This window comes from Bacillus thuringiensis (assembly GCF_001182785.1).
Taxonomy (GTDB): domain Bacteria; phylum Bacillota; class Bacilli; order Bacillales; family Bacillaceae_G; genus Bacillus_A; species Bacillus_A thuringiensis_S.
Window position 1 is genome coordinate 349,855 of sequence record NZ_CP012099.1, and the last position, 22,893, is coordinate 372,747.

Genomic DNA, 22,893 nt, shown 5'->3' on the forward strand with positions numbered 1-22,893 from the left:
TCTCTATAAGGTAACAGAGAAGGAGATTCTAGTATGGTATATTGGCTATTATTACTTGTTACAATTATTTTTGAAGTAGCTGGAACAATCGCAATGAAACTATCAAATGGTTTAACAAAGCTCGTTCCAAGTGTACTTATTTTCGTATTTTATGGAATTTGTTTCAGCGTGTTTGCTATCGTCGTTAAAAAGATTCATTTAAGTATTGCTTATGCCATTTGGTCTGGCGTTGGAACGTTACTTATTACAATCATTAGTGTGTATTTTTTTAAAGAGCATATTAGCTTATTCCAAGCATTTTGTATTCTCTTTATCGTATTAGGAGTAATTGGGCTTAAAGTATCATCAGCATCATAAAAGGCTATCTTCCTGTGTGGAAGATAGCCTTTTACTTTTATCCCGCTATTTTCCGGGCAGTAAGACCCTCACCTCAAAATTCAGCGAAAGCAAAGAAGTTAGGTGGGGGATCGGGCTGCCCGTAAAAGCCCAATTGGTGAGGGCTAATTAAAGTTTCACTTTATTAAAACGCCCAGTTACCTTTACGGAAGATAGGCTCATGTCTGCCGTCAGCTGTAATACCGTCAATATCAAGCTCAGCTGATCCAATCATGAAGTCGTTGTGTGTGATACTAGCGTTTGCGCCGTTTTCAGCAAGTTCTTCTTTAGACATTGTTTTTCCGCCAACTAAGTTAAATGCATAAGCATTTCCGATTGCAAGGTGGCAAGATGCATTTTCGTCAAATAGTGTATTGTAGAATAAAACATTTGTGTTTGAAATTGGTGAGTCATGAGGTACTAAAGCTACTTCTCCTAAGAAGTGAGAACCTTCATCTGTTTCTACTAAATGTTTTAAAGCTTCTTCACCAGCTTCAGCTTTATAGTCTACGATACGTCCGTTTTCAAATGTTAACGTGAAATTATCGATAATATTACCTGCAAATGCTAACGGTTTTGTACTAGAAACTTGGCCGTTTACACCTGTTTTAAGTGGCATTGTAAATACTTCTTCAGTTGGAATATTAGCCATAAATGGTACGTTCTTTTCATTTAAGCTACCAGCACCAGCCCATACATGTTTTTCTGGAAGTTCGATTGTTAAATCTGTTCCAGGACCTGTATAGTGAAGAGCTTTATAATGCTTTTCGTTTAAGTAATCCACTTTTGTATGTAATGTTTCATCATGTTCTTTCCATGCTTCTACAGGATTTTCTAAATCAGCACGAGTAGCTTTGAAAATAGCATCCCATAACTTTGCTTCTTGTTCTTCTGGCGCTACGTCAGGGAATACTTTCGCAGCCCATTCTTTCGTAGGAACAGAAATTACACACCAGCTTACTTTATCGGCTTGTACGTAATCACGGTATACTTTCATCGCTTCTCCAGCTACTTTATGAGCTGTTGCGATACGTGTTGCTTCTACACCTTTTAATAAATCAGGGTTTTCTGCATAGATAGACATAAATGCAGCGCCTTCTTTTGCTAATTCTTCACGAGCATGTGCTTTCCAAGAAGGGAATTCAGAGAAAGCTTCTTCAGGAGCTAGATCGAACTTTAAGCGTGTTAACGTCTCATCATTCCAATCCACATATACGTGTTTTGCACCAGATTTATATGCTTTCTCTGTAACGAGGCGTACAAATTGTACAGCTTCAAGAGGTGCACTAATTGATAAAGTTTGTCCAGGTTGAATATTAACACCAACATTAACTGCAAGAGCAGCATATTTCTCTAACGTTTGTTCAAATGACATATGTATAATCTCCTTTAATTTGAAAGATTTCTTACTATATATAATACAAGAAAATTCTAAAAATATATATAAATATAAAGTAAAAAGAGAGCTCAAAATGTATTGAGCTCTTACATTTACTTAATTGAAGAAGCAAACTGCTCTACAGTCGTTGTATGGTGTATACGAACGCGCTTCATCTTTAACAATTCATCAGGTTCACCCTTCGTAATGAATTGCCCAGGTTTTGTCGTTGTCGCAAATTGATAATACTTCTTCGTTTCTGCAACAACCTTATCATCTACATGACCGAATGGATAAGCAATCGCGATAACAGGCTTACCTGTTATTTTTTCTAGCTTTTCTTTTGAACCTTTTAACTCTTCCTCATAGTTTGTAATTTTCGGTAAGTCTGCATGTGTTGCAGTATGAGATTGTACTGAGAAAATGCCGGAATCAACCATTTCTTTTATTTCAGAAGTAGAAAGGGCACCTTCTACATCAACGTTATCAACAATCATATATTCTGTTGCTGCCGGTTTAAAAGTATCATCTTTTAGCTTTTGTAAAACGCGAAATGCATTCATATTATTTTTCATACCGTCATCAAATGTAACGAAAATCGGTTTATTTACTTTATTTATATCGCCCCAGCGTTCAAACGTTAACAGCGTATAACCATTGTCCTTTAAATGTTTCATTTGTGCTTCAAAGTTAGCTGGTGAGACGAATAAGTCTTTAATACCTTGACCATGATAATCATCAATTGCGTGATACATAAGAACAGGAACCTTTTGTTCGAAAGTAATAGTAGATTTCGTAAGCGGGATTGTTTTCCCATCTTCTTTCATTCCTGTTGCTTCAATTTGGAACTCACCGCGTTTTCCTTCAAATTCCTTTATATCAAAAGGAAGTGTGAATTGTTTCTCTTTTTCTTTAGAAGAAAAAGATTTAGCACGTTCCTTGCCATCAGCTGTGCGCCAAATTTTATATTGTACTTCATTTAAAGAATCTTTTATGTCTGTAATATGAATACTTGTGTTTGTAGATTCGTGTGTAACTGCATTATATGAGATTTTACCTTGTTTTTGCACAGTCTCTTCTTGTTTCTTAATCCCTTGAGCCGTTTTCTCTTTTTTAGGTTCTGGACTTACATTGTTAGTATTACAGCCTGTTAGAATGGCAGACGTACATAAAGCAATTGCTGCGTATTTTCTCATGAAAATCACCTTCTATTGTGTAGTATGTTGCATATTGACATTAAAATCCCCACCGCTATAAGAGTGGTGGGGATATACCCTTGTTCATCATATCATTTGAAGAAAATGAGGGGAATATGATTTTTAGGAGGCTATTAAGGTAATAGATTAGTGATTTTGAATAGATGTATTTTTTTGTTTCTTATTAGAATTAATAATAATATAACCGACTACAAAGATAAGAGGAATAATGAAGACATAGATAGGCATTCCCCATACATAATAGCTTTTCAGCGTTAAGACTAGTAAATGTAAGAAATCGAAAATTGCGTGGGCTTTCATAATATCCTCCAATGGTTTTTTTGAAAATTATAACATTTTAAACTTGTTATTTGTATAATTTGGAAAGTGATTTAAGCTAATTTTAAAGTAAGAAGAAGACTTATTAATATGCAATTTTGCATACAGATATGGATTTTATTAAAATATAAAGATTTTATACTATAATAAAAACCGCTATAAAACTAAGTAAGAATAATGTATGGAGTGGAGAATAGAAATGAAATATAAAAAAATAATATATATCTTTTTCATATCGCTATTTATAGTTGGTTGTCAAAGTGAAGTGAGTAAAGCGAATAGTGTGGAAGAGTATATTCCATCGCATCTTATGAATGCGGAAGTGACGGCGGATATTATGACACTAGAATTTCCTTATGAGATAAAAGAGAAATTAGAGAAAATAGGAAATAAAATGAGCGATAGTATTACAAATAATTTAGATTGGTATTTGAAGTATGCCGAAGAAGAAATTATACCGAAAAAAACGTTTCCTTATCATCAAAACTTAGGTATTACAAAAGAAGAATATGATTTTATGATAGATAAAATGAATAATGCAGAATATGTAAATACCAAAGACGGAAAACTCTTTTTTAAACAGAAAGATCATGAAATTCAAATTCTCTCTGATGAAAATTTGAAGCTAATTAAAAATATTCGAATTGATACAGAGAAGAATATAATTAAAACTCCTTTAGGAGAATGCGAATATGAAGGTGAAATAAAGGCGTCGGATGAACAAAAAGCTACTGGTCCATGGAGTGGGAAGATGTGGACTTTAAAAAGCGATGGATTACTTTATCATTTTTCATTAGGAAAGTTAAAAAACATAAACAAATCTATCATTTACATTTCAATAAAAGGTATATATAAAGATAGGATTATCAATACAGAAGAAGCAGTTGAATTTCACTCGATTTCATAAAGAATCAAAAAAATCACCTTACTCGTTAAAGTAAGGTGATTTTTTATTAAATAAACAATCCAGCGATTGTCGCAGATAAAATAGAAGCAAGTGTTGATGCAAATAGCATTTTCCAACCAAATTTAGAAACAACGCTTCCTTGTTTTTCAGAAAGGGCACGGATTGTACCAACGATTGCACCAATTTGGCTAATACTTGCGAAGCTAATTAAGAATACTGTAACGATTCCAACTGTACGTGGAGCTAATGTTGTAGCTGTGTCTTTTAAATCAAGGATTGCTACAAACTCATTTAAAACAATCTTTGTACCCATAATACCACCGGCTGGGATAATATCTTGAGTTGGAATACCCATTAAGAATGCGAATGGAGAAAGTATATAACCGAAGATTTGTTGTAAAGTAACAGCATGTCCCATTGCGCCTGAAGCTGCACTAATTACGTAGTTTACAACTTCCATTACACCGATAAAGGCGATCATTAATGCGGCAACGATACCAGCTACTTTTAAACCATCAAGCGCACCGTTAATCATTGCGCCGATAAAGCTGTCTCCGAATAGAGTTCTATCAAATTTTTGAATCACTTCATCTTCTTTTTTCGTATCAACTGGTGTTAATAACGAACAAACGATTAAGCTTGAGAATAAGTTTAGCGGAAGAGCTGCTAGTACGTATTTTGCATCTAACATCATTACGTATGATGCTGTAACAGAAGCAGAAACGGAGCTCATCGCAGAACAACAAATGATAAACATACGATTTTTATTGAAATGCTGTAAATCGTTTTTAATAACGATTAACGCTTCACTTGAACCGAAGAATACAGAGTTTACTGCGTGGAATGATTCAACGCGTGGTAAACCAGTAATTTTTGAAATAGCACCGCCGACAACGCGAACGATGAATGGTAAAACACCTAAATAACTAAAGATTGAAAGTAGTGCTGAGAAAAATACGATAATTAATAATACGTTTAAGAAAAAGACAAAATCTCTGTGAATTCCATTAAAGAGAAAATCGACACCTGTCGTACCAAGTTTAATTAGTTTGTTGAAAACTTTACTAATGAAAATAATGATTTGTTGACCAACCTTTGTAGCAAACATAAACCAACCGATTAAAATTTGGAAACCAATCATAATTGCAATTGCACGGAAGTTGATTTTACTTTTGTTGTTTGACAAAGCAAAACATAAACCTAACACGGCAAGAATACCGATAATGCTCATTACATATTGCATGTAGTTGCCCCTTTCAGAAGTTCGTATAAAGTTTGTACATAAAACGCTCGTTATATTACTAAAAATAAAAGAACGAGGTTTTATGTCATACGTAAGATGTCTGACCTTTTAGAAAAATAAAAATAAAAAAAGACCCATATGGATTCACTTTCATCTATGAGAGAAAGCTAATCAATATGAGTCCTTTTTTGCGCATAGGCTAATATTCATTAGTTTTCCCCATAGTCCAGCAATTTAAGGTTGCCGGGTAGAAACTCTCGATCCATATTATCAAGTATATATGAGGTAACATCGTCCGTATTAAATTAGTAGTAGCGTAACATTAACAGAGAAGTATCGTCAATAGCTTTTTTTCTTCCAATAGAAAAAGACCATATAAGTATGATAAAATGTAACGCAGTGTTATGAAAAAGAGAGGTCGGAAAATGAGTACTAAAATGACGCCACCAGTTGAGAAAAACGAGTTTATAGATGTAGTATTTGAAGATTTAACACATGATGGTGCCGGTGTTGCGAAAGTAAAGGGCTATCCTATTTTCGTTAAAAACGGATTACCAGGTGAAGAAGCGCAAATTAAAATTATTAAAGTGAAGAAAAACTTTGCATTTGGTCGTTTAATGAAGCTTCATACAGAAAGTCCATATCGTAAAGATGCTGAATGCCCAGTATATAATCAGTGCGGCGGTTGTCAGCTTCAGCACTTAACTTATGAAGGACAATTACAAGCGAAAGAAAAACAAGTACGTGACGTTATGCAGCGTATCGGAGGACTAGGTGATGTTCCTGTTCATCCTGTACTTGGCATGAAGAACCCGTGGGTATACCGCAATAAAGCACAAGTACCAATCGGAGAACGTGAAGGTGGACTTGTAGCTGGTTTCTATCGCCAAGGAACGCATGACATCATTAATATGGAATCATGCTTAATTCAGGCAGAAGAAAACGATACATTAATCCAAGAAGTAAAACGTATTTGTGAAAAGCACGGTATTACTGCGTACAACGAAGAGCGTAACAAAGGAACACTTCGTCACGTAATGGCTCGTTACGGACAAGTAACAGGGGAAATTATGCTTGTCTTCATTACACGTACAGCAGAATTGCCGAACAAAAAAGCAATCATTGAAGAAATTGCAGCGAAATTCCCAGAAGTAAAATCAATTGTTCAAAACGTAAATACGAAGCGTACAAACGTAATTTTCGGAGACAAAACGACAGTACTGTACGGATCAGAATATATTTATGACTTTATCGGTGACATTAAATTTGCGATTTCAGCACGTTCATTCTATCAAGTAAACCCAGAACAAACGAAAGTGCTATACGATAAAACGTTAGAATACGCAAAATTAAATGGTAACGAAACAGTAATCGATGCCTATTGCGGAATCGGATCAATCTCGTTATTCCTAGCGCAAAAAGCGAAAAAAGTGTACGGCGTTGAAATCGTCCCAGAAGCAATCGAAGACGCAAACCGAAACGCAGCACTAAACAACATGACAAACGCTGAATTTGGCGTAGGAGAAGCAGAAGTAGTCATTCCAAAATGGTACAAAGAAGGCGTAATCGCCGACACAATGGTCGTAGACCCACCGCGTAAAGGCTGTGACGAAGCATTACTAAACACAATCATCGACATGAAGCCAAACCGCGTCGTATACGTATCGTGTAACCCAGCAACATTAGCACGTGATTTAAAAGTACTAGAAGAAGGCGGATATAAAACACAGGAAGTACAACCTGTTGATATGTTCCCGCATACGACGCATGTGGAGTGTGTGGCTTGGCTTAAGTTAGTATAATAGGAAAGCAGTTGATATAGGAAAAATCTATACCACCTGCTTTTTGGTTTACAAAAATACCATTCATAAGCGATTTTAGTTAAAATAAATATTGCTGATTTTCACAAATTATAAATTGAGATTTTGAAATTGTATTCATAGTGAGAGGATTTGAATTTGAAATGATAGATAATTTTTGGCGTGAATTACCACGACCATTTTTCGTACTTGCACCAATGGAAGATGTGACAGACGTTGTTTTCCGTCACGTAGTAAGTGAAGCAGGTCGTCCGGACGTATTCTTCACAGAGTTTACAAACTCGGATAGCTATTGTCATCCAGAAGGTATGAAAAGTGTACGTGGCCGTTTAATTTTTACAGAAGACGAACAACCGATGGTAGCACATATTTGGGGAGATAATCCTGAATACTTCCGTCAAATGAGTATCGGTATGGCAGAGCTAGGATTTAAAGGTATCGATATTAACATGGGTTGCCCAGTTCCGAACGTTGCATCAAGAGGAAAAGGTAGTGGCCTTATTCTACGTCCAGACGTTGCAGCAGAACTTATCCAAGCAGCAAAAGCGGGCGGACTACCTGTCAGCGTAAAAACAAGACTTGGCTTTAAAGAGTTAAGCGAGTGGGAAGATTGGTTAACGCACATTTTCAAACAAGATATTGCAAACCTTTCTATTCATTTACGCACAAGAGAAGAAATGAGCCAAGTAGATGCGCATTGGGAACTAATTCCGGAAATAAAAAAATTACGTGACCGCATTGCACCAAATACGTTAATAACAATCAATGGAGACATCCTTGATCGTAAAATGGGGCTGGAACTTGCTGAAAAATACGGCATTGATGGCGTAATGATCGGACGAGGAATCTTCAAAAATCCATTTGCTTTTGAAAAAGAGCCAAGAGAGCATAGCAGTAAAGAACATCTAGATCTTTTAAGACTACAGCTGGATTTACAAGATCAATATGCAGAAGTACTGCCACGCTCAATCACAGGGCTTCATCGCTTCTTCAAAATTTATGTAAAAGGCTTCCCTGGAGCTGCTGAATTGAGAAATCAATTGATGAGTACGAAATCTACTGATGAGGTGCGTGCTTTGTTGGATAGGTTTGAGGATAGTGTTGGTGTGGCTCAGGATAGTGAGACGGTTTAACTTTTAAGCAGTTAAATCATTTCATATGTAGTGTATGACATGAGTGAGTTGAAAATAAGCGTAGAGCTGGAAAAGAACAGTGTATTTGAGAAATCAAAGCACTGTTTTTTCTTTTAGTTAATGTTAAGAGAGAAATCTTTTTAAAGGCATATAAAAAACACGTAAGAGCTCTGTAGATACAATGATAGAGAAAAGTTCGGGTAAGACTATAAAACATATCTTTAAAATGTTAAAGTATTAATTTAGCGGACAATAACTAAAAGGTTAGATTTAAACATGATAATTTAAAGCACGTTATAGGATAAACTTTAACTGCTGAATAAATAATCAACATTTCAGGAGGAAACCCAATGGCAATGAGCAACAACGATATATTAAAAAGAGTAAGATATGCTTTAGATATAAGAGATATAGATATGGTAGAAATCTTTAAACTAGGTGGCGTAGAAGTAACGAAAGAAGACGTAGTTGATATGCTTACAAAAATAAAGAGAGCTCCTCAGCATGAAGCTGAAGATGCGGATGTAATCGAAGATGAGTACGTAAAAACATGCGATATGATGATGTTAGAGGCATTTTTAAATGGATTTATTACTTTAAAAAGAGGAAAGCAAGATCCGAAACCAGGGCAGCCGGCACCTGTACAGAGTAAGGAGAGTGCCAATAACCTTCTTCTAAAGAAAATGAAAATCGCACTATCTTTAACGAGTGAGGATGTACTTGATATATTAGATAGCGTAGGCGTTACGGTAACAAAAGGAGAGTTAGGCGCTCTATTAAGAAAAAAAGGTCATAAAAATTACAAAGAGTGCGGCGATAGATACGCAAGGAATTTCATTAAGGGATTAGGTGTAAAGTATAGAGGATAATGAGTTCGTTAAAGCAGTAAATGATATAATAGGTAGAGTAGGACGTTCGTATCCTACTCTTTTTTATTTGTAAAAATACTATGCTAGGTGATGAAATGGTACATACATATTTAGGTGAGACAATTAATTTTCATATAACTTATAAGAAGAAAAAGTCCGTGCGTCTTTTTGTGGATTCGTATGGAAATGTGGAAGTGCAGGCTCCGAAAGGGACACCTGTTGAATACTTAGTCCAGTTGCTAGAGGAAAAGTGGGATTGGATTCAGACAACTCGTAAGGAAATGGCGGAGCGAGCGCGTGGACCACAGGAAAAGGATTACGATCAAGGAGAAGGCTTTTTGTATTTAGGGAATACGTATCCGATACAGATTTCCCAAGATGTAAGTATTGAGCAAGACAATGCGATTTTTGAAGGGGATAAGTTACATATTTATGTAAAAGAGCTAAAGGATGAGAAAATACAGCAAGCTTTAAAACGATTTTATTATAAGCAGTGTAAAACTTTAGTAGAGAAGAGTATTAAAGCGCATCAAAGTAACTTTAAAACAAAACCACGTTCTATTCGTATTACAGATAGTAGTCGTACTTGGGGTACTTGCGATTCGAATTTACAACTAACATTCAATTGGAAGCTAGCAATGGCACCACAGCGAGTAATTGACTATGTAGTCGTTCATGAAATGTGTCATATGGTTCATTTAAATCATGATCGATCTTTTTGGCGTCTTGTCGGGAAGATAATGCCTGATTATAAGGAGATGGAGAATTGGTTAGCGTTATCTAGTTGGAAGATGACGGTTTAGGAAGGGATATCGATTTTTGTCTGTAAATCGATATTTCTTGTCGAATCGTTGATATATTGTGAGTTTTGATAGATATATTTTAAAAATCGTTGATATATTGTAAGTTATGATAGATATATTCGAAAAATCGTTGATATAATTTCATTTACCACAGGATTGTTCAACAAATCGAAAAGAGAAGAGGTCATAGCAGACATCTCCTCTTTTCGAGTATATAGATTAGCGTCCAAACATCACAACAAAATCCCCATCCACTTTCTCCATCTCATACCCACGATACCCCTCCGAAAGCAAAGCCTGCTGTCCATTAGCATCATTCATTAGAATACTTTGAACATCCGTCCAATCTCTTTCTTTATCTCCGCGCAATTTCTTCACAAAAACATACCGCATACTCCCGCCATATTTCTCCTTCAATGCAGCAATCTCCATCCCTTGCGCAAACTTATCCTTCAAGCTCGGAATGTTAAAAGGAGCAACAGTGCAGCATACATAATCATATTTGCTATCTTCTTTTTGTAATTCTTCCATGATGACGTTTGCTAATATTTTTTGCATACCATTTCCTCGACAGTTCGGATGAACGTTTGAGATTTCTTGATAGATGACGCGATGTAGTTCGCTTTCTGCTATGCCAATATCAAGCCCTAAATGTTCATCATCGATAGGCGGGACGAGTAGAGCGCGAAATGCGATGAGTTCGTTTTCGATAAAAGCACCGATCATCATGCCGTTTCCTTCTAGAATGTATTGAAATTCTTCTTGTGAGAGTGGTTGTAAACGACTTTTATCTTCTAGTGCTTCAACTACAATGTTTTGTAGTGATAAAATTTGTTCGATGTGCTCTAGTGATAGTAATGTAACGTGAAATGATTCGTTATTTTGTTTTAATGTTCCTTCGTATAGAGCCGTCATATGATAGTCCTCCTTTAGCGTACAACGTCTTGAAAGACGGTTAGTTCTTGTAGTGTATCTTCGTCTATTTCAATGCCGAGTCCGGGCTTTTCGTTTAAGCGAATGAATGGTACATCGTAATGTAAGTTTCCGATGTCTTTTGTGAATTTTAATGGTCCTGTTAGCTCTACGCTCGTAATGATTTTTTTTGAGAAAGCGACATGGAATCCTGCTGAAGAGGCAACAGATGATTCGACCATTGATCCCACTTGGCATTCAATGCCGGCCATTTCAGCTTGATGAGCGAGCTTTACAGCTGGATATATGCCGCCGCATTTCATTAATTTTATATTCACTTTATCAGCAGCTTCTAATTTAATAATTTGGCGCATTTCACGAGAACTTTTTAGTCCTTCATCAATCATAAGCGGGAGGTCTGTCTTAGAACGGATATGAGCCATGGCATCAATATCGTCCGCGATAACAGGTTGTTCAATCCAGTCAATGTTTAAATGTCCTAATGAACGAAGTGCTGTTAATGTGTTTGCGCTATTTTTCCAGCCTTGGTTTACATCAACGCGAATAGCGATGTCATTTCCTACACGTTCTCGTACAGCTTCAATACGTTTTACATCTTCTTTTACATTTGTACCAACTTTCATTTTGAAAGATTGGTAATCTTTTTGAATCATAGAAGCAGCTTCTTCAGCCATGTTTTCTGGATCGGCAATACTTAAAACGTGAGTGACAGGGAATTCTTCATGGTAGCGCCCGCCAATTAATTGATATACAGGTTGATTTAGTTTTTTGCCCATTATATCAAAACAAGCAATATCAATTGCGGCTTTCGCTGTTGGAACACCGTAAATTGTATTGTCCATCATGTCGTGTATTTTTTCGATATTCATTGGATTTTTCCCAATTAGAGCAGGGGCTAGCGTATGTTTTAAAGTATGGAAAGTACTTTCCCATGATTCACCTGTGACGTGATCATCAGCAACGCCTTCACCGTAACCGATAATACCTTCATCTGTTTCCATTTTGACGATAATAGAGGGCATATCAGAATAAGAACCATAACTAATAACAAACGGATTGCGAAGCGGTAAACGAATTGCGTAAAGATGAATAGCTGTAATTTTCATTGAATAGAAACCCCTTCCTGTTTACAATAGTTTTATACATTTGATATAGTTGACGTTAAATAGTCGTTAATTAATGATAAGGAGTTAGAGAAAATGATGATAAAAATTGCAGTTGTCGGTTCAAAGGAGTTTATGGAGAACCTTTTTCCTATTGCTCAAAAATTAGAGGGAATAGAAATTGATCCATATATTTACCTTCATCCGACGGAATCTTCTGAACTATTAAAGTGTCTAAAGCCTTGTGATGTCATCTTTTTCTCAGGTGCTTTACCTTATTATATGGCAAAAGAAATAAGAGAACAATTACGAATTCCAAGTACATACTTACAGCAAGACGAGACAACTGTCGCATCTTCAATTCTTTCTATCATGTATCATCAAAGTATTCAACCACATAACATTTCCATCGATTTAGTAGACCGCTCGTTTATTACAAATGTGTTCCATGATATCGGTATAAAAGAAAGTCCGCAAGTGTTGGATTATGAAAATATGCTGTGGAGTAAAGATGAGATAAATAGAGTTATTGATTTTCATGTAGCTAAATATCAATCTGGAGAGGCTCATTTAGCTTTAACTAGTATTCACGCTGTTTACGATGAGCTTCAAAAAATAGGTGTTCCTTCAGAGCGTATGATTGATCCAACACAGTCCATTATACATGGGCTAAAAGATGCGAAAATAAAAGCTGAGTTAGCAAAAAGCTATTCAGCTACTGTTGGTGCTTGTATTATTTCTTCCTTAGAATTACGAACGAGTTTGCTTGAAAAACTAGATGTCATTTCAAAAGAACTACGTGGTTCATTTAAACAAGTGGATGAAATGACATGCATTTTGTATACAACTCGTGGTGATATCGAATCAATTATTAAAACAAATGCGATAAATAACTTGTTTGCGAGCGTAGAAGGAACGATAGCAATTGGATTTGGTTATGGAAAAAACGTGAAAGAAGCGGAGCAAAATGCAAAAATCGCTCAAAGTTTTGCAAAGAATAATCCAATAGATCGTTGTTTTTATATACTAACAAGTGATAAAGATTTGTTTGGTCCGTTCCCGAAAGAACAGAGAGTACAAAGTTTGAAAAATGATAATCCGGAACTAATGAAAATAGCGAAGGAAACAAAGCTTAGTCCGGCCAACTTGTCAAAAATCATTCAATTTAGTCAATCGCACTCGTCATTGAAGTTTACAGCAGCTGACCTTTCTGAGTACTTACAAGTAACTCGAAGATCGACAGAAAGGTTGTTAAAGAAATTAGTTGATTACGGGTATGCTCATATTTGCGGCGAGGAAATGCCCTATCAACAAGGGCGACCTCGCGCACTATATGAACTGAATTTACCGCTATTTTTAAGCTTCTAGTTGAGCTTTTTGTTTCTTTAGTAGTTCTGCTTTTTCAATGTCTGATAGTTTTACAATTGTGAAGCCTGTTATACCATAAATGATTGAGATAATAGGTACGATGAAATTCAAAATAGCATAAGGAGCATATTCAAATGCACCTACGCCAAGTGTTGCGAGAATAAATACACCGCACGTATTCCAAGGAACGAAGACAGAAGTTAATGTTCCACCATCTTCTAATGCTCTGGATAAGTTTTTTGAATGTAGTCCTTTTTCCGTGTATGCATTTGCGTACATTCTTGAAGGGACAACAATTGAAATATATTGTTCAGAGCAAGTAAGGTTTGTTGCAAAACAAGATGCGATAGTAGAAGCGATAAGCCCTTTTGCTGATTTCGCTAACTTTAAAATTTGATTTACAATTGAGCGAAGAATACCTGTATGTTCTAATACTCCTCCGAAAGTCATAGCGACAATTGTCATAGAGACTGTATTCATCATCGAATCTAAGCCACCGCGGTTAAATAGTTCGTCTACTAGCTTGTTTCCAGTGTCTATAACAAATCCAGCTTGGAGTGCACCGACAGATGCTGAGACAGAACCACCTTGAATAAAGACTTGTGATAAGAATCCTAAAATAATACCGACGAGAATCGCTGGTATAGCAGGGACTTTTTTAGCGACCAATACCATAACGACTACGGGTATAATGAGTAGGAAAGGCGAGATAACAAAATTTTGTTGCAATACTTGTAACGTTTGATCGATGCTTTTCGCATCAATATTGTTAGCGCCGAAGCTTCTTCCTAAGACCGCGTAGACGATAAGAGTAATAATTAAACCTGGAACTGTAGTAAATAACATATGACGAATGTGTGCGAATAAATCTGTATTTGTTAATCCTGCGGCTAAGTTAGTTGTATCTGAAAGCGGTGACATTTTATCGCCAAAATAAGAGCCTGAAATAATGGCACCAGCAACCATTGGAGCTGGAATTCCCATACTTAGGCCAATTCCCATTCCAGCAACACCAATTGTTCCCATTGTAGACCAGGAACTACCAATTGCTAATGCAACGATAGAACAAATGACGGTAATGGAAACTAAAAATAGTGATGGAGTTAAAAGTTTTAAACCGTAATAAATCATCGTTGCGACGATTCCACCGCCAATCCAAGCACCAATTGTTAAGCCAACAAGAATAATAATGACGATAGCAGGTAATGCAAGACGAATCCCTTTATACATTGCTTCTTCAAGATCATTCCATTTGTAACCATAACGCCAAGCGACAATAGAAGCAACGGTTGTACCGATAATAAGTGGAACGTGAGGGGTTTGTTTTAATACAACAATTGTAACCATCATAACTGCAACGGTAATGATAATAGGGATAATCGCTATTCCAAAAGGTATTTCTTTTTTCATAAAGTTCCTCCTTGTTACGTATGTTTGTTTGTATTTTTGGAATTGTCGTAAAATAGACGTTTATTAGGTTATGATAACTAAAAGTTTATGTAAGCGTCAACATAAAAAACAGAAAATAAGGAATGTTCTAGTTGTTTGTTTAGTTTGTAATATAGGTGAGTAGTAAGCTTTTTAAGTATTTAAAAATAAACAATTGACTTTTTTCTTAAAATTCAATATGTTCATAAAAACATCTGTTTTTCATAAGTATAATTAACCCGAATCGTTTGTAATGTGGGAAGGAGACTGGAACGTTGAAAACATTAGAACTACAAGAGCGCTTAACGGAGATTTTTCAGCATTTACACGAAAACCCTGAAGTAAGTTGGAAAGAATATGAAACGACAGCGTATATTACTGACTTTTTAAAAGAAGAAGGAATTTCATATAGAACATTTGATGATTGTCCAGGTGTAATTGCTGAGATTGGAGGCGGGAATCCAGTTATTGCGATTCGTGCTGATATGGATGCACTTTGGCAAGAAGTAGATGGAGAATTTAAAGCGAACCATTCATGTGGTCATGATGCTCATATGACTATTGTAATGGGACTTATTTTACAATTGAAAAATATGAGATGGAAAAATGGTACGGTTAGATTTATTTTTCAGCCGGCAGAAGAGAAGGGTAATGGTGCTTTGAAGATGGTGGAGAAAGGTGCTGTAGATGATGCTGATTTCTTATTTGGTGTCCATCTAAGACCGATTGAAGAACTATCTTTGAAACAAGCAGCCTCATCTATTCGCCATGGAGCAGCAGGATTTTTAGAGGGTATGATTCATGGGGAGGATGCACACGGGGCAAGACCACACCAAGGTGTGAATGCAATTGATGTCATTTCCATGATTAATATCGGTTTGAAAAATATTTGGCTGCCACCGCAAAGTTCTTATTCAGTAAAAATGACGAGATGCCAAGCTGGTGGTGATAATTTAAATATTATTCCGGGAAATGGTCATTTCAGTTTAGATGTAAGAGCAGAGAGTAATATACTATTAGAAGAATTAAAGAAAAAGATTGAGCATGTCATAGAATCAGCAGCATCGATGGGATCAAAAACTTCATACGAATGGATGGATCTTGCACCAGGAGCGGAGGTTTCTGAAGAAGCAGAGCGCTTTATGCGTAAAGGTATTCTCGAAGCGTATGGGGAAGAGAGATGTACGGGACCGCTCTATACGACGGGAAGCGATGATTTCCATTACTATACAGTCAAAAGACCACATTTAAAAGCTGTCATGCTTGGACTAGGAGCAAACCTACAACCTGGATTACACCATCCGTATATGAGGTTTGATCATAGTTGTATTATGGATGGGGTAGAAATATTGAAACAAACTGTATTGAAAGTGTTAGAAGACAGGGGCTAGAGAGCTCCTGTTTTTTTGTCGTGAATTGTCGGCAAATCGATATATTTGAAAAACCGTTGATATATTTTGAGTTATGATAGATATATTGAGAAAATCGTTGATATATTTGAAGTTACGATAGATATATTAAGAAAATCGTTAATATAATTTCACGTACCTGTTAATTTGATAAAAAATGAGCCTCCAGTATATGGTGTATAATAATAAGTACCATTTTTTAATAGGAGAAAACGAATGAACGAACAATATTACGATGCAGTTTTACATATAAAAACAGTCGGTGAGCAAAAAGGATTTAACAAGTCTATGCATTATCACCGTTATGAACCGACGCCATATAGCGGATTAGATGAGTTACTGAATCAATATAAAATACGAAGTAGCGACCGAATTGTAGACTTTGGGTGCGGAAAAGGGCGATTAAACTTTTATATGCACCATAAGTGTGGTGCATCAGCAGTTGGAATTGAAATGAATGAAGAGTTTTATAAAGAAGCAATGGATAATCGAGATCGTTATGCACGAAAGGCACGAAACAGTAAGGGGAAAATTCAATTCCAATGTTGTTTAGCGCAGGAATATGAGATTGATCCGCATGATAATAGGTTTTACTTCTTTAATCCGTTTTCTGTACAAGTGTTTATGAATGTAGTAAATAACATTTTACTTTCGGTAGAAGAATTGGAGAGAGAAGTGGATATTATTTTATATTATCCTTCTGAGGACTATATTTTCTTCTTAGAAAATCAGACTGCGTTTGAGCTGAAGAAAGAAGTTAGATTGCCAGGTGCTTATGAGAAGAATGGGAATGAGAGGTTTTTAGTGTATAGATTGGAGTGTTAATGTATGGGTGCTTGGGGAGTAGCAATATTATCAGACGATATTGCTGAAGATATTAAGTTACTGTATAAGGATTTGTTAGCAAATGAATATTCAAATGAGGAAGCAAGTAGGATTGTAATTGAGGAATACAAGAATGAATTAGATGATGAAGAAACTATTGTTTTTTGGTTAGTATTTGCGTCCATACAATGGAAGTTAGGGAGACTTCAAGAGAATGTTAAGCAGGAGGCATTGCAAATAATAGAGAGTGGTGCAGATTTACCTCGCTGGGAAGAAGAACCTAAATTACAGAAGAAACGTGAAGTAGTTTTAAATAAACTAAGAGAACAGTTACATTCTCCGCAGCCAGAAGCTAAAAAAGTGCCGAAGAGATTTATAGCTAATACTTCTTTAAAAGCAGGTGATGCTGTTAGTTATGAATTAGCATCAGGGAGTTATATTATTCTTAAAGTCATTGAGATTATTGAGGAATGGCACGGAGATCGGTATCCTCTATTTGAAATATGTGACTGGGAAGGCAAAGAAGTTCCTTCAAAGGAACAAATTAACCAATTCGGTTTAAAGAAAAGGATTTATGAAGATGGAAAGCAAGAAATGATGAAACTTGCTATTTATCCTTCAGGAAAAAGAGATCATCCAACTAAGAGAATGCAAGTAGTAGCAGAAAATGTAAAAGTAGTATTGAATGTAGGAACACATTATACAGTAATGAGTTGGAAGGAACTTGATAACTATTTACATGAAATATAATAAAAAAGACGCGCTACCTATTGGTAGCGCGTCTTTTTTATTAGTTACGGATTAAGTAATCAAATGCACCTAAAGCTGCGTTTGCACCTGAACCCATAGAGATGATGATTTGTTTGTACGGATTATTTGTACAGTCACCTGCAGCAAACACTCCTGGTACGTTTGTAGCGCCGTGCTTGTCTGTTACGATTTCACCGCGAGCGCGTTCAACTGTTTCGCCTAACCAGTCTGTGTTTGGCACAAGACCGATTTGTACGAATACACCTTGTAATTCAACGTGATGAACTTCTTCAGTTTCACGATCGATGTAAGAAATACCGTTTACTTTATCAGTACCAGTGATTTCTTTCGTTTGAACGTTTTTCAGAACAGTTACGTTTGGTAAGCTGTTAAGACGCTCTTGTAATACAGCATCAGCTTTTAATTCTGGCATGAATTCAAGAACAGTTACGTGCTTAACGATACCTGCTAAGTCGATAGCTGCTTCAATACCAGAGTTACCTCCGCCGATAACTGCTACATCTTTTCCAATGAATAATGGACCGTCACAGTGTGGGCAGTATGCTACACCTTTATTTTTGAACTCAGCTTCACCTGGTACGCCAACATTACGCCAGCGAGCACCTGTAGAAACGATTACGCTCTTACTTTTCAGAATAGCGCCGTTTTCAAGTTCCACTTCAATAAGTTCTTTTTTCTCTAAACGTTTCGCACGTTGTAGATTCATTACATCGATGTCGTATTCTTTTACGTGCTCTTCAAGGCTTGCTACTAGCTTAGGACCTTCAGTCTTTTTCACGCTGATGAAGTTCTCAATACCCATAGTATCCATTACTTGACCACCGAAGCGCTCAGCAACGATACCAGTGCGGATGCCTTTACGTGCTGCGTAAATTGCTGCACTTGCACCAGCAGGACCGCCACCAACAACAAGAACATCGTATGGATCTTTATCAGAAAGCTCTGATGCATCTGGACCGTTACCCATTTTAGCTAAAATTTCTTCAAGTGTCATACGACCGCTTCCGAAAGATTCGCCGTTTAGGTAAACAGTTGGTACTGCCATGATGTCTTTGCTTTCTACTTCCTCTTTGAATGCAGCGCCATCAATCATAGTATGTGTAATACTAGAGTTAAGAACGCTCATTACATTAAGAGCTTGTACAACATCAGGACAGTTATGACAACTTAGGCTGATATAAGATTCAAAATGATATTCGCCTTGAATGTTTTTAATTTGATCGATTAATTTTTGTTCAACTTTTGGAGCGCGTCCACTAACTTGTAGTAAAGCTAAAACTAATGAAGTAAATTCGTGTCCTAATGGAATACCAGCGAATACGACACCAGTGTCTTCACCAGGGCGATTTACGCTAAAGCTTGGTGTTCTCTCTAATTCAACTTTTTCTACTGTAATCTTAGATGACATAGTAGCTAATTCGTCTACTAGAGCTAACATATCTTTAGATACGTTATCGTCTCCTGCGCTTACTTTAAGTAAAATATCGTTCTCCATTAACTGAAGGTATTGGGATAGTTGTGTTTTTATATCTGCATCTAGTATCATTTTGATCGAACTCCTTAGATTTTGCCTACAAGGTCAAGGCTTGGTTTAAGTGTTGCAGAACCCTCTTGCCATTTAGCTGGGCAAACTTCACCTGGGTTGTTACGTACGTATTGAGCAGCTTTAATTTTGTTAACAAGAATGCTTGCGTCACGGCCGATACCGTCAGCATTGATTTCCATAGATTGGATAACGCCGTCTGGATCGATGATGAATGTACCACGAGCAGCAAGACCTTCTTCTTCCATTAAAACGTTGAAGTTTGTAGTGATTGTGCGAGTTGGGTCACCAATCATGATGTACTCGATTTTGCCGATAGTTTCTGAGCTATCATGCCATGCTTTGTGAGTGAAGTGAGTGTCTGTAGATACAGAGTATACTTCAACGCCTAAGTCTTTTAGAGTTGCATATTGGTTTTGTAAGTCTTCAAGTTCAGTTGGGCAAACGAATGTGAAGTCAGCTGGGTAGAAACAAACTACACTCCATTTTCCTTTTAAACTTTCGTCAGTAACTTGGATAAATTCTCCATTATGGTAAGCATTAGCTTTAAACGGTTTTACTTCTGTGCCGATTAATAACATGTTAAAATTCCTCCTAAATGTTGGTTTTGAGCATCAAAAAATAGTGTGCTCATAAAATATATTTTTTAATTAACTATAATAATTCTAATTCGATATTAATTATCATATAGAAGTGGTTATTTTGTCAAGAGAATAAACCAACTTTATACCAATTTAATTAATATTTATTCTCAATTAAGGATATCAGGGAATGGAAAGGTAATTTTAAGTCTATAAATTTTAGATGAGTGTTTGAAAAGTTTAGTGTGTAAGTTTAATTTCTTAGGAAGGAAATATTTCTTAGAAGTTGTAGTTTTGAAAAGGAACTGCTTACTTCTATTTTACAAAGAATTTTGTGATAAATAAAATAAAATGAATCGGAAATTTTTTGAACAATTTTTGTCATCTCAAATATATAATTAGGAAGTATATTATGATGATAGTTAGAAACATTGACTCAAAGTGCTAACAAGATATAATAAAACCTAGATATACCTTTCAAAAAGAAGAATACATATTTATAGGATGAAAAAATTCAACCTATTATTTTTTATAGCTTTTAGAAAACGCTTACAATTAGTGTGGAGGGGAAACCATGTCTAAGTTCACGAAGTATTTTTTAATGGAAGCTAAAGATGTGATTGCATATGTGAAAGAGAAATTATCTAAGTTTGAACATGCAAAGGGGTTACAGTGTGAAGAAATAGGTGATGGCAATTTAAATTATGTGTTCCGCGTTTGGGATGAAAAAGAGAACATGTCTGTTATCGTAAAGCAAGCTGGGGATACAGCTCGCATTTCAGATGAGTTTAAGTTGTCGACGAATCGTATTCGTATAGAATCAGATGTTTTGCAGTTAGAGGATGAGTTAGCACCTGGACTTGTTCCTAAGGTGTATTTATTTGATAGTGTGATGAATTGTTGCGTAATGGAAGATTTATCGGATCACACAATATTACGTACAGCACTTATAAATCATCAAATATTTCCGAGGCTTGCGGATGATTTAACTACTTTTATGGTAAATACACTTTTATTAACATCGGATGTTGTAATGAATCATAAAGAGAAGAAGGAACTTGTGAAGAATTATATAAATCCTGAATTATGTGAGATTACAGAGGACCTCGTATATTCAGAACCATTTACCAATCATAATAAGCGTAATGAGTTATTTACGTTAAATGAGGGATGGATTAGGGAACATATTTATAGTGATAAAGAGCTTCGTACGGAAGTAGCGAAACGTAAATTTTCTTTTATGACGAATGCACAGGCATTACTTCATGGTGATTTACATACTGGTTCTGTTTTTGTAAGAGATGATTCTACAAAGGTTATTGATCCTGAGTTTGCTTTTTATGGACCTATGGGATATGACGTTGGGAATGTAATGGCGAATTTAATGTTTGCTTGGGTGAATGCGGATGCAACGATGCCACCTGGAGCTGAGAAAGATACGTATATGGATTGGTTACAAGCTACGATGGTAGAGGTAATTGATTTATTTAAGAAGAAGTTTTTAGATGCTTGGGATATTCATGTGACCGAGATTATGGCGAAGGAAGAAGGCTTTAGCGAAGTCTATTTGCAATCTGTATTAGAGGATACGGCTGCAGTGACAGGTCTGGAATTAATTCGCCGTATTGTTGGATTAGCGAAAGTAAAAGATATTACTTGTATTGAGAATGAGGAAGCACGTGCTAGAGCGGAGCGAATTTGTCTTCAAGTAGCGAAGAGTTTTATTTTACGAGCGAATCAATATAGAACGGGTACAAGTTTTGTAGAAACGTTAAAAGAACAGTCAATGCACTACGCGAAGTAAGGGGAGAATATGATGGAAGAGCAATTAGTACCAATTCAGTGGAAAGATGATGCTTTAGTTTTGTTAGATCAAACGTTATTACCAAATGAAATTGTCTATGAATCTTTTAAAACAGCTGAAAGTGTGTGGGATGCGATTCAAGTAATGAAAGTACGAGGTGCACCAGCGATTGGTGTTTCAGCAGCTTATGGTGTGTATTTAGGGATAAAGGAATTTGCTGAAAGTACGGAAGAAGGATTTATGGATGAAGTAAGAAAGGTATGTACATACTTGGCGACATCAAGACCGACTGCAGTAAATTTATTTTGGGCGCTTGAAAGAATGGAAAGTGTAGCGACAGATAATGCTCACTTATCAATCTCACAGTTGAAAAATAGATTATTAGAAGAGGCAAAAGAAATTCATAGAGAAGATGAAGAAATTAACCGTCAAATCGGAGTGCATGCATTAACATTATTCCATGATGAAATGGGAGTATTAACGCATTGTAATGCAGGTGCTTTAGCGACGACTAAGTATGGTACTGCGACGGCTCCAATGTATTTAGCGAAAGAAAAAGGATGGAATTTAAAAATTTATTCGGATGAAACGCGTCCTAGATTACAAGGTTCAACGTTAACAGCATTAGAACTGCAGCGAGCGGGTATTGATGTTACTGTTATTACGGATAATATGGCAGCTATGGTCATGTCACAAGGGAAGATTGATGCAGTAATCGTTGGATGCGACCGTGTGGCAGCAAATGGTGATGTAGCAAATAAAATTGGCACATTAGGCGTATCTATTTTAGCTAAATACTACAACATTCCGTTTTATGTAGCAGCGCCAACACCGACAATTGATTTAAAGACATCGACAGGAAAAGAAATTCCGATTGAAGAAAGAGATGCTTCTGAAGTGATTAATCGCTTCGGACAATATTCAGCTCCGAAAGAAAGTAAAGTATATAATCCAGCATTTGATGTTACTCCACATGAAAATGTAACAGCGATTATTACAGAAAAAGGGATTGTAAAGGCACCGTTTACGGAGAATTTAAAAAAGCTATTTCAATAAGTAGATAAA

Annotated in this window: 21 protein-coding genes and 1 riboswitch; of the genes, 12 read left to right on the forward strand and 9 right to left on the reverse strand. The window is 36.2% G+C overall.

Features of this window, described 5'->3' with window-relative positions:
• Positions 1 to 33 precede the first annotated feature (33 nt).
• Positions 34 to 357: a DMT family transporter gene (locus AC241_RS01900; protein ID WP_000263262.1), complete on the forward strand. Its 324-nt coding sequence runs from the start codon at positions 34 to 36 to the stop codon at positions 355 to 357.
• 163 nt (positions 358 to 520) lie between these two features.
• Here AC241_RS01900 and AC241_RS01905 read toward each other — a convergent pair whose 3' ends face one another.
• The 3 genes from AC241_RS01905 to AC241_RS34590 all read right to left on the reverse strand — a co-directional run bounded on the left by AC241_RS01905 (position 521) and on the right by AC241_RS34590 (position 3,270).
• Entirely contained in the window at positions 521 to 1,750 is a 1,230-nt protein-coding gene (locus tag AC241_RS01905) for an aminopeptidase (RefSeq protein WP_050842439.1), read from the reverse strand.
• A 116-nt stretch (positions 1,751 to 1,866) separates the two neighbouring features.
• Positions 1,867 to 2,949, reverse strand: a complete 1,083-nt coding sequence (locus AC241_RS01910) for a polysaccharide deacetylase family protein (protein WP_050842441.1) — start codon at positions 2,947 to 2,949, stop codon at positions 1,867 to 1,869.
• Positions 2,950 to 3,096: 147 nt separating this feature from the next.
• Positions 3,097 to 3,270, reverse strand: a complete 174-nt coding sequence (locus AC241_RS34590) for a hypothetical protein (RefSeq protein WP_196303426.1) — start codon at positions 3,268 to 3,270, stop codon at positions 3,097 to 3,099.
• A 217-nt stretch (positions 3,271 to 3,487) separates the two neighbouring features.
• Between AC241_RS34590 and AC241_RS01915 the strand changes: the two genes are divergently transcribed.
• A complete protein-coding gene (locus tag AC241_RS01915; RefSeq protein WP_043937493.1) occupies positions 3,488 to 4,195 on the forward strand; it encodes a hypothetical protein in 708 nt (235 codons plus the stop codon).
• Positions 4,196 to 4,241: 46 nt separating this feature from the next.
• Here AC241_RS01915 and AC241_RS01920 read toward each other — a convergent pair whose 3' ends face one another.
• Positions 4,242 to 5,438 (reverse strand): NupC/NupG family nucleoside CNT transporter, encoded by a 1,197-nt coding sequence (locus AC241_RS01920; protein WP_016083714.1) that lies wholly within the window; start codon positions 5,436 to 5,438, stop codon positions 4,242 to 4,244.
• A gap of 202 nt (positions 5,439 to 5,640) precedes the next feature.
• A riboswitch (purine riboswitch) is annotated at positions 5,641 to 5,742 on the reverse strand.
• A gap of 121 nt (positions 5,743 to 5,863) precedes the next feature.
• Between AC241_RS01920 and rlmD the strand changes: the two genes are divergently transcribed.
• The 4 genes from rlmD to AC241_RS01940 all read left to right on the forward strand — a co-directional run bounded on the left by rlmD (position 5,864) and on the right by AC241_RS01940 (position 10,063).
• The gene (gene rlmD / locus AC241_RS01925) at positions 5,864 to 7,240 is read left to right on the forward strand and encodes a 23S rRNA (uracil(1939)-C(5))-methyltransferase RlmD (RefSeq protein ID WP_000105032.1); all 1,377 of its coding nucleotides are present in this window, start codon (positions 5,864 to 5,866) and stop codon (positions 7,238 to 7,240) included.
• A 161-nt stretch (positions 7,241 to 7,401) separates the two neighbouring features.
• Positions 7,402 to 8,391: a tRNA dihydrouridine synthase gene (locus AC241_RS01930; protein WP_016083712.1), complete on the forward strand. Its 990-nt coding sequence runs from the start codon at positions 7,402 to 7,404 to the stop codon at positions 8,389 to 8,391.
• Between the two features lie 350 nt (positions 8,392 to 8,741).
• Positions 8,742 to 9,260: a YehS family protein gene (locus AC241_RS01935; protein WP_029441480.1), complete on the forward strand. Its 519-nt coding sequence runs from the start codon at positions 8,742 to 8,744 to the stop codon at positions 9,258 to 9,260.
• A gap of 95 nt (positions 9,261 to 9,355) precedes the next feature.
• Positions 9,356 to 10,063 carry a M48 family metallopeptidase gene (locus AC241_RS01940; RefSeq protein WP_016083710.1) on the forward strand — a complete coding sequence of 236 codons (708 nt, stop codon included), beginning with the start codon at positions 9,356 to 9,358 and terminating at the stop codon, positions 10,061 to 10,063.
• Positions 10,064 to 10,282: 219 nt separating this feature from the next.
• Here AC241_RS01940 and AC241_RS01945 read toward each other — a convergent pair whose 3' ends face one another.
• Both AC241_RS01945 and AC241_RS01950 read right to left on the reverse strand, forming a co-directional pair.
• A complete protein-coding gene (locus AC241_RS01945) occupies positions 10,283 to 10,978 on the reverse strand; it encodes a hypothetical protein (RefSeq protein WP_050842443.1) in 696 nt (231 codons plus the stop codon).
• Positions 10,979 to 10,992: 14 nt separating this feature from the next.
• The gene (locus AC241_RS01950) at positions 10,993 to 12,102 is read right to left on the reverse strand and encodes a mandelate racemase/muconate lactonizing enzyme family protein (RefSeq protein ID WP_029441482.1); all 1,110 of its coding nucleotides are present in this window, start codon (positions 12,100 to 12,102) and stop codon (positions 10,993 to 10,995) included.
• Positions 12,103 to 12,195: 93 nt separating this feature from the next.
• On the opposite strand from AC241_RS01950, the gene AC241_RS01955 reads away from it, so the two are divergent.
• Positions 12,196 to 13,467, forward strand: a complete 1,272-nt coding sequence (locus AC241_RS01955) for a hypothetical protein (RefSeq protein WP_043937487.1) — start codon at positions 12,196 to 12,198, stop codon at positions 13,465 to 13,467.
• Here AC241_RS01955 and nhaC read toward each other — a convergent pair.
• A complete protein-coding gene (gene nhaC, locus AC241_RS01960; RefSeq protein ID WP_000711525.1) occupies positions 13,456 to 14,877 on the reverse strand; it encodes a Na+/H+ antiporter NhaC in 1,422 nt (473 codons plus the stop codon). The two genes, AC241_RS01955 and nhaC, sit on opposite strands and share 12 nt — an antisense overlap.
• A gap of 293 nt (positions 14,878 to 15,170) precedes the next feature.
• Here nhaC and AC241_RS01965 point away from each other — a divergent pair, with 293 nt between their 5' ends.
• From AC241_RS01965 to AC241_RS01975, 3 genes are all read left to right on the forward strand, one after another.
• A complete protein-coding gene (locus AC241_RS01965; RefSeq protein WP_016083706.1) occupies positions 15,171 to 16,286 on the forward strand; it encodes a M20 peptidase aminoacylase family protein in 1,116 nt (371 codons plus the stop codon).
• A gap of 234 nt (positions 16,287 to 16,520) precedes the next feature.
• On the forward strand, positions 16,521 to 17,129 hold the full coding sequence (locus AC241_RS01970; protein WP_050842445.1) for an SAM-dependent methyltransferase: 609 nt from the start codon (positions 16,521 to 16,523) through the stop codon (positions 17,127 to 17,129).
• A 3-nt stretch (positions 17,130 to 17,132) separates the two neighbouring features.
• The gene (locus AC241_RS01975) at positions 17,133 to 17,879 is read left to right on the forward strand and encodes a hypothetical protein (RefSeq protein ID WP_050842448.1); all 747 of its coding nucleotides are present in this window, start codon (positions 17,133 to 17,135) and stop codon (positions 17,877 to 17,879) included.
• 40 nt (positions 17,880 to 17,919) lie between these two features.
• Here AC241_RS01975 and ahpF read toward each other — a convergent pair whose 3' ends face one another.
• Together ahpF and ahpC are read right to left on the reverse strand one after the other, a co-directional pair.
• On the reverse strand, positions 17,920 to 19,446 hold the full coding sequence (gene ahpF / locus AC241_RS01980; RefSeq protein ID WP_050842450.1) for an alkyl hydroperoxide reductase subunit F: 1,527 nt from the start codon (positions 19,444 to 19,446) through the stop codon (positions 17,920 to 17,922).
• A gap of 14 nt (positions 19,447 to 19,460) precedes the next feature.
• Positions 19,461 to 20,024: an alkyl hydroperoxide reductase subunit C gene (ahpC, locus tag AC241_RS01985; protein ID WP_000924420.1), complete on the reverse strand. Its 564-nt coding sequence runs from the start codon at positions 20,022 to 20,024 to the stop codon at positions 19,461 to 19,463.
• 574 nt (positions 20,025 to 20,598) lie between these two features.
• On the opposite strand from ahpC, the gene mtnK reads away from it, so the two are divergent.
• Together mtnK and mtnA are read left to right on the forward strand one after the other, a co-directional pair.
• The gene (gene mtnK / locus AC241_RS01990; protein WP_048564813.1) at positions 20,599 to 21,828 is read left to right on the forward strand and encodes an S-methyl-5-thioribose kinase; all 1,230 of its coding nucleotides are present in this window, start codon (positions 20,599 to 20,601) and stop codon (positions 21,826 to 21,828) included.
• A gap of 9 nt (positions 21,829 to 21,837) precedes the next feature.
• Positions 21,838 to 22,884: an S-methyl-5-thioribose-1-phosphate isomerase gene (gene mtnA / locus AC241_RS01995; protein WP_043937481.1), complete on the forward strand. Its 1,047-nt coding sequence runs from the start codon at positions 21,838 to 21,840 to the stop codon at positions 22,882 to 22,884.
• The last annotated feature ends 9 nt before the right edge of the window (positions 22,885 to 22,893 follow it).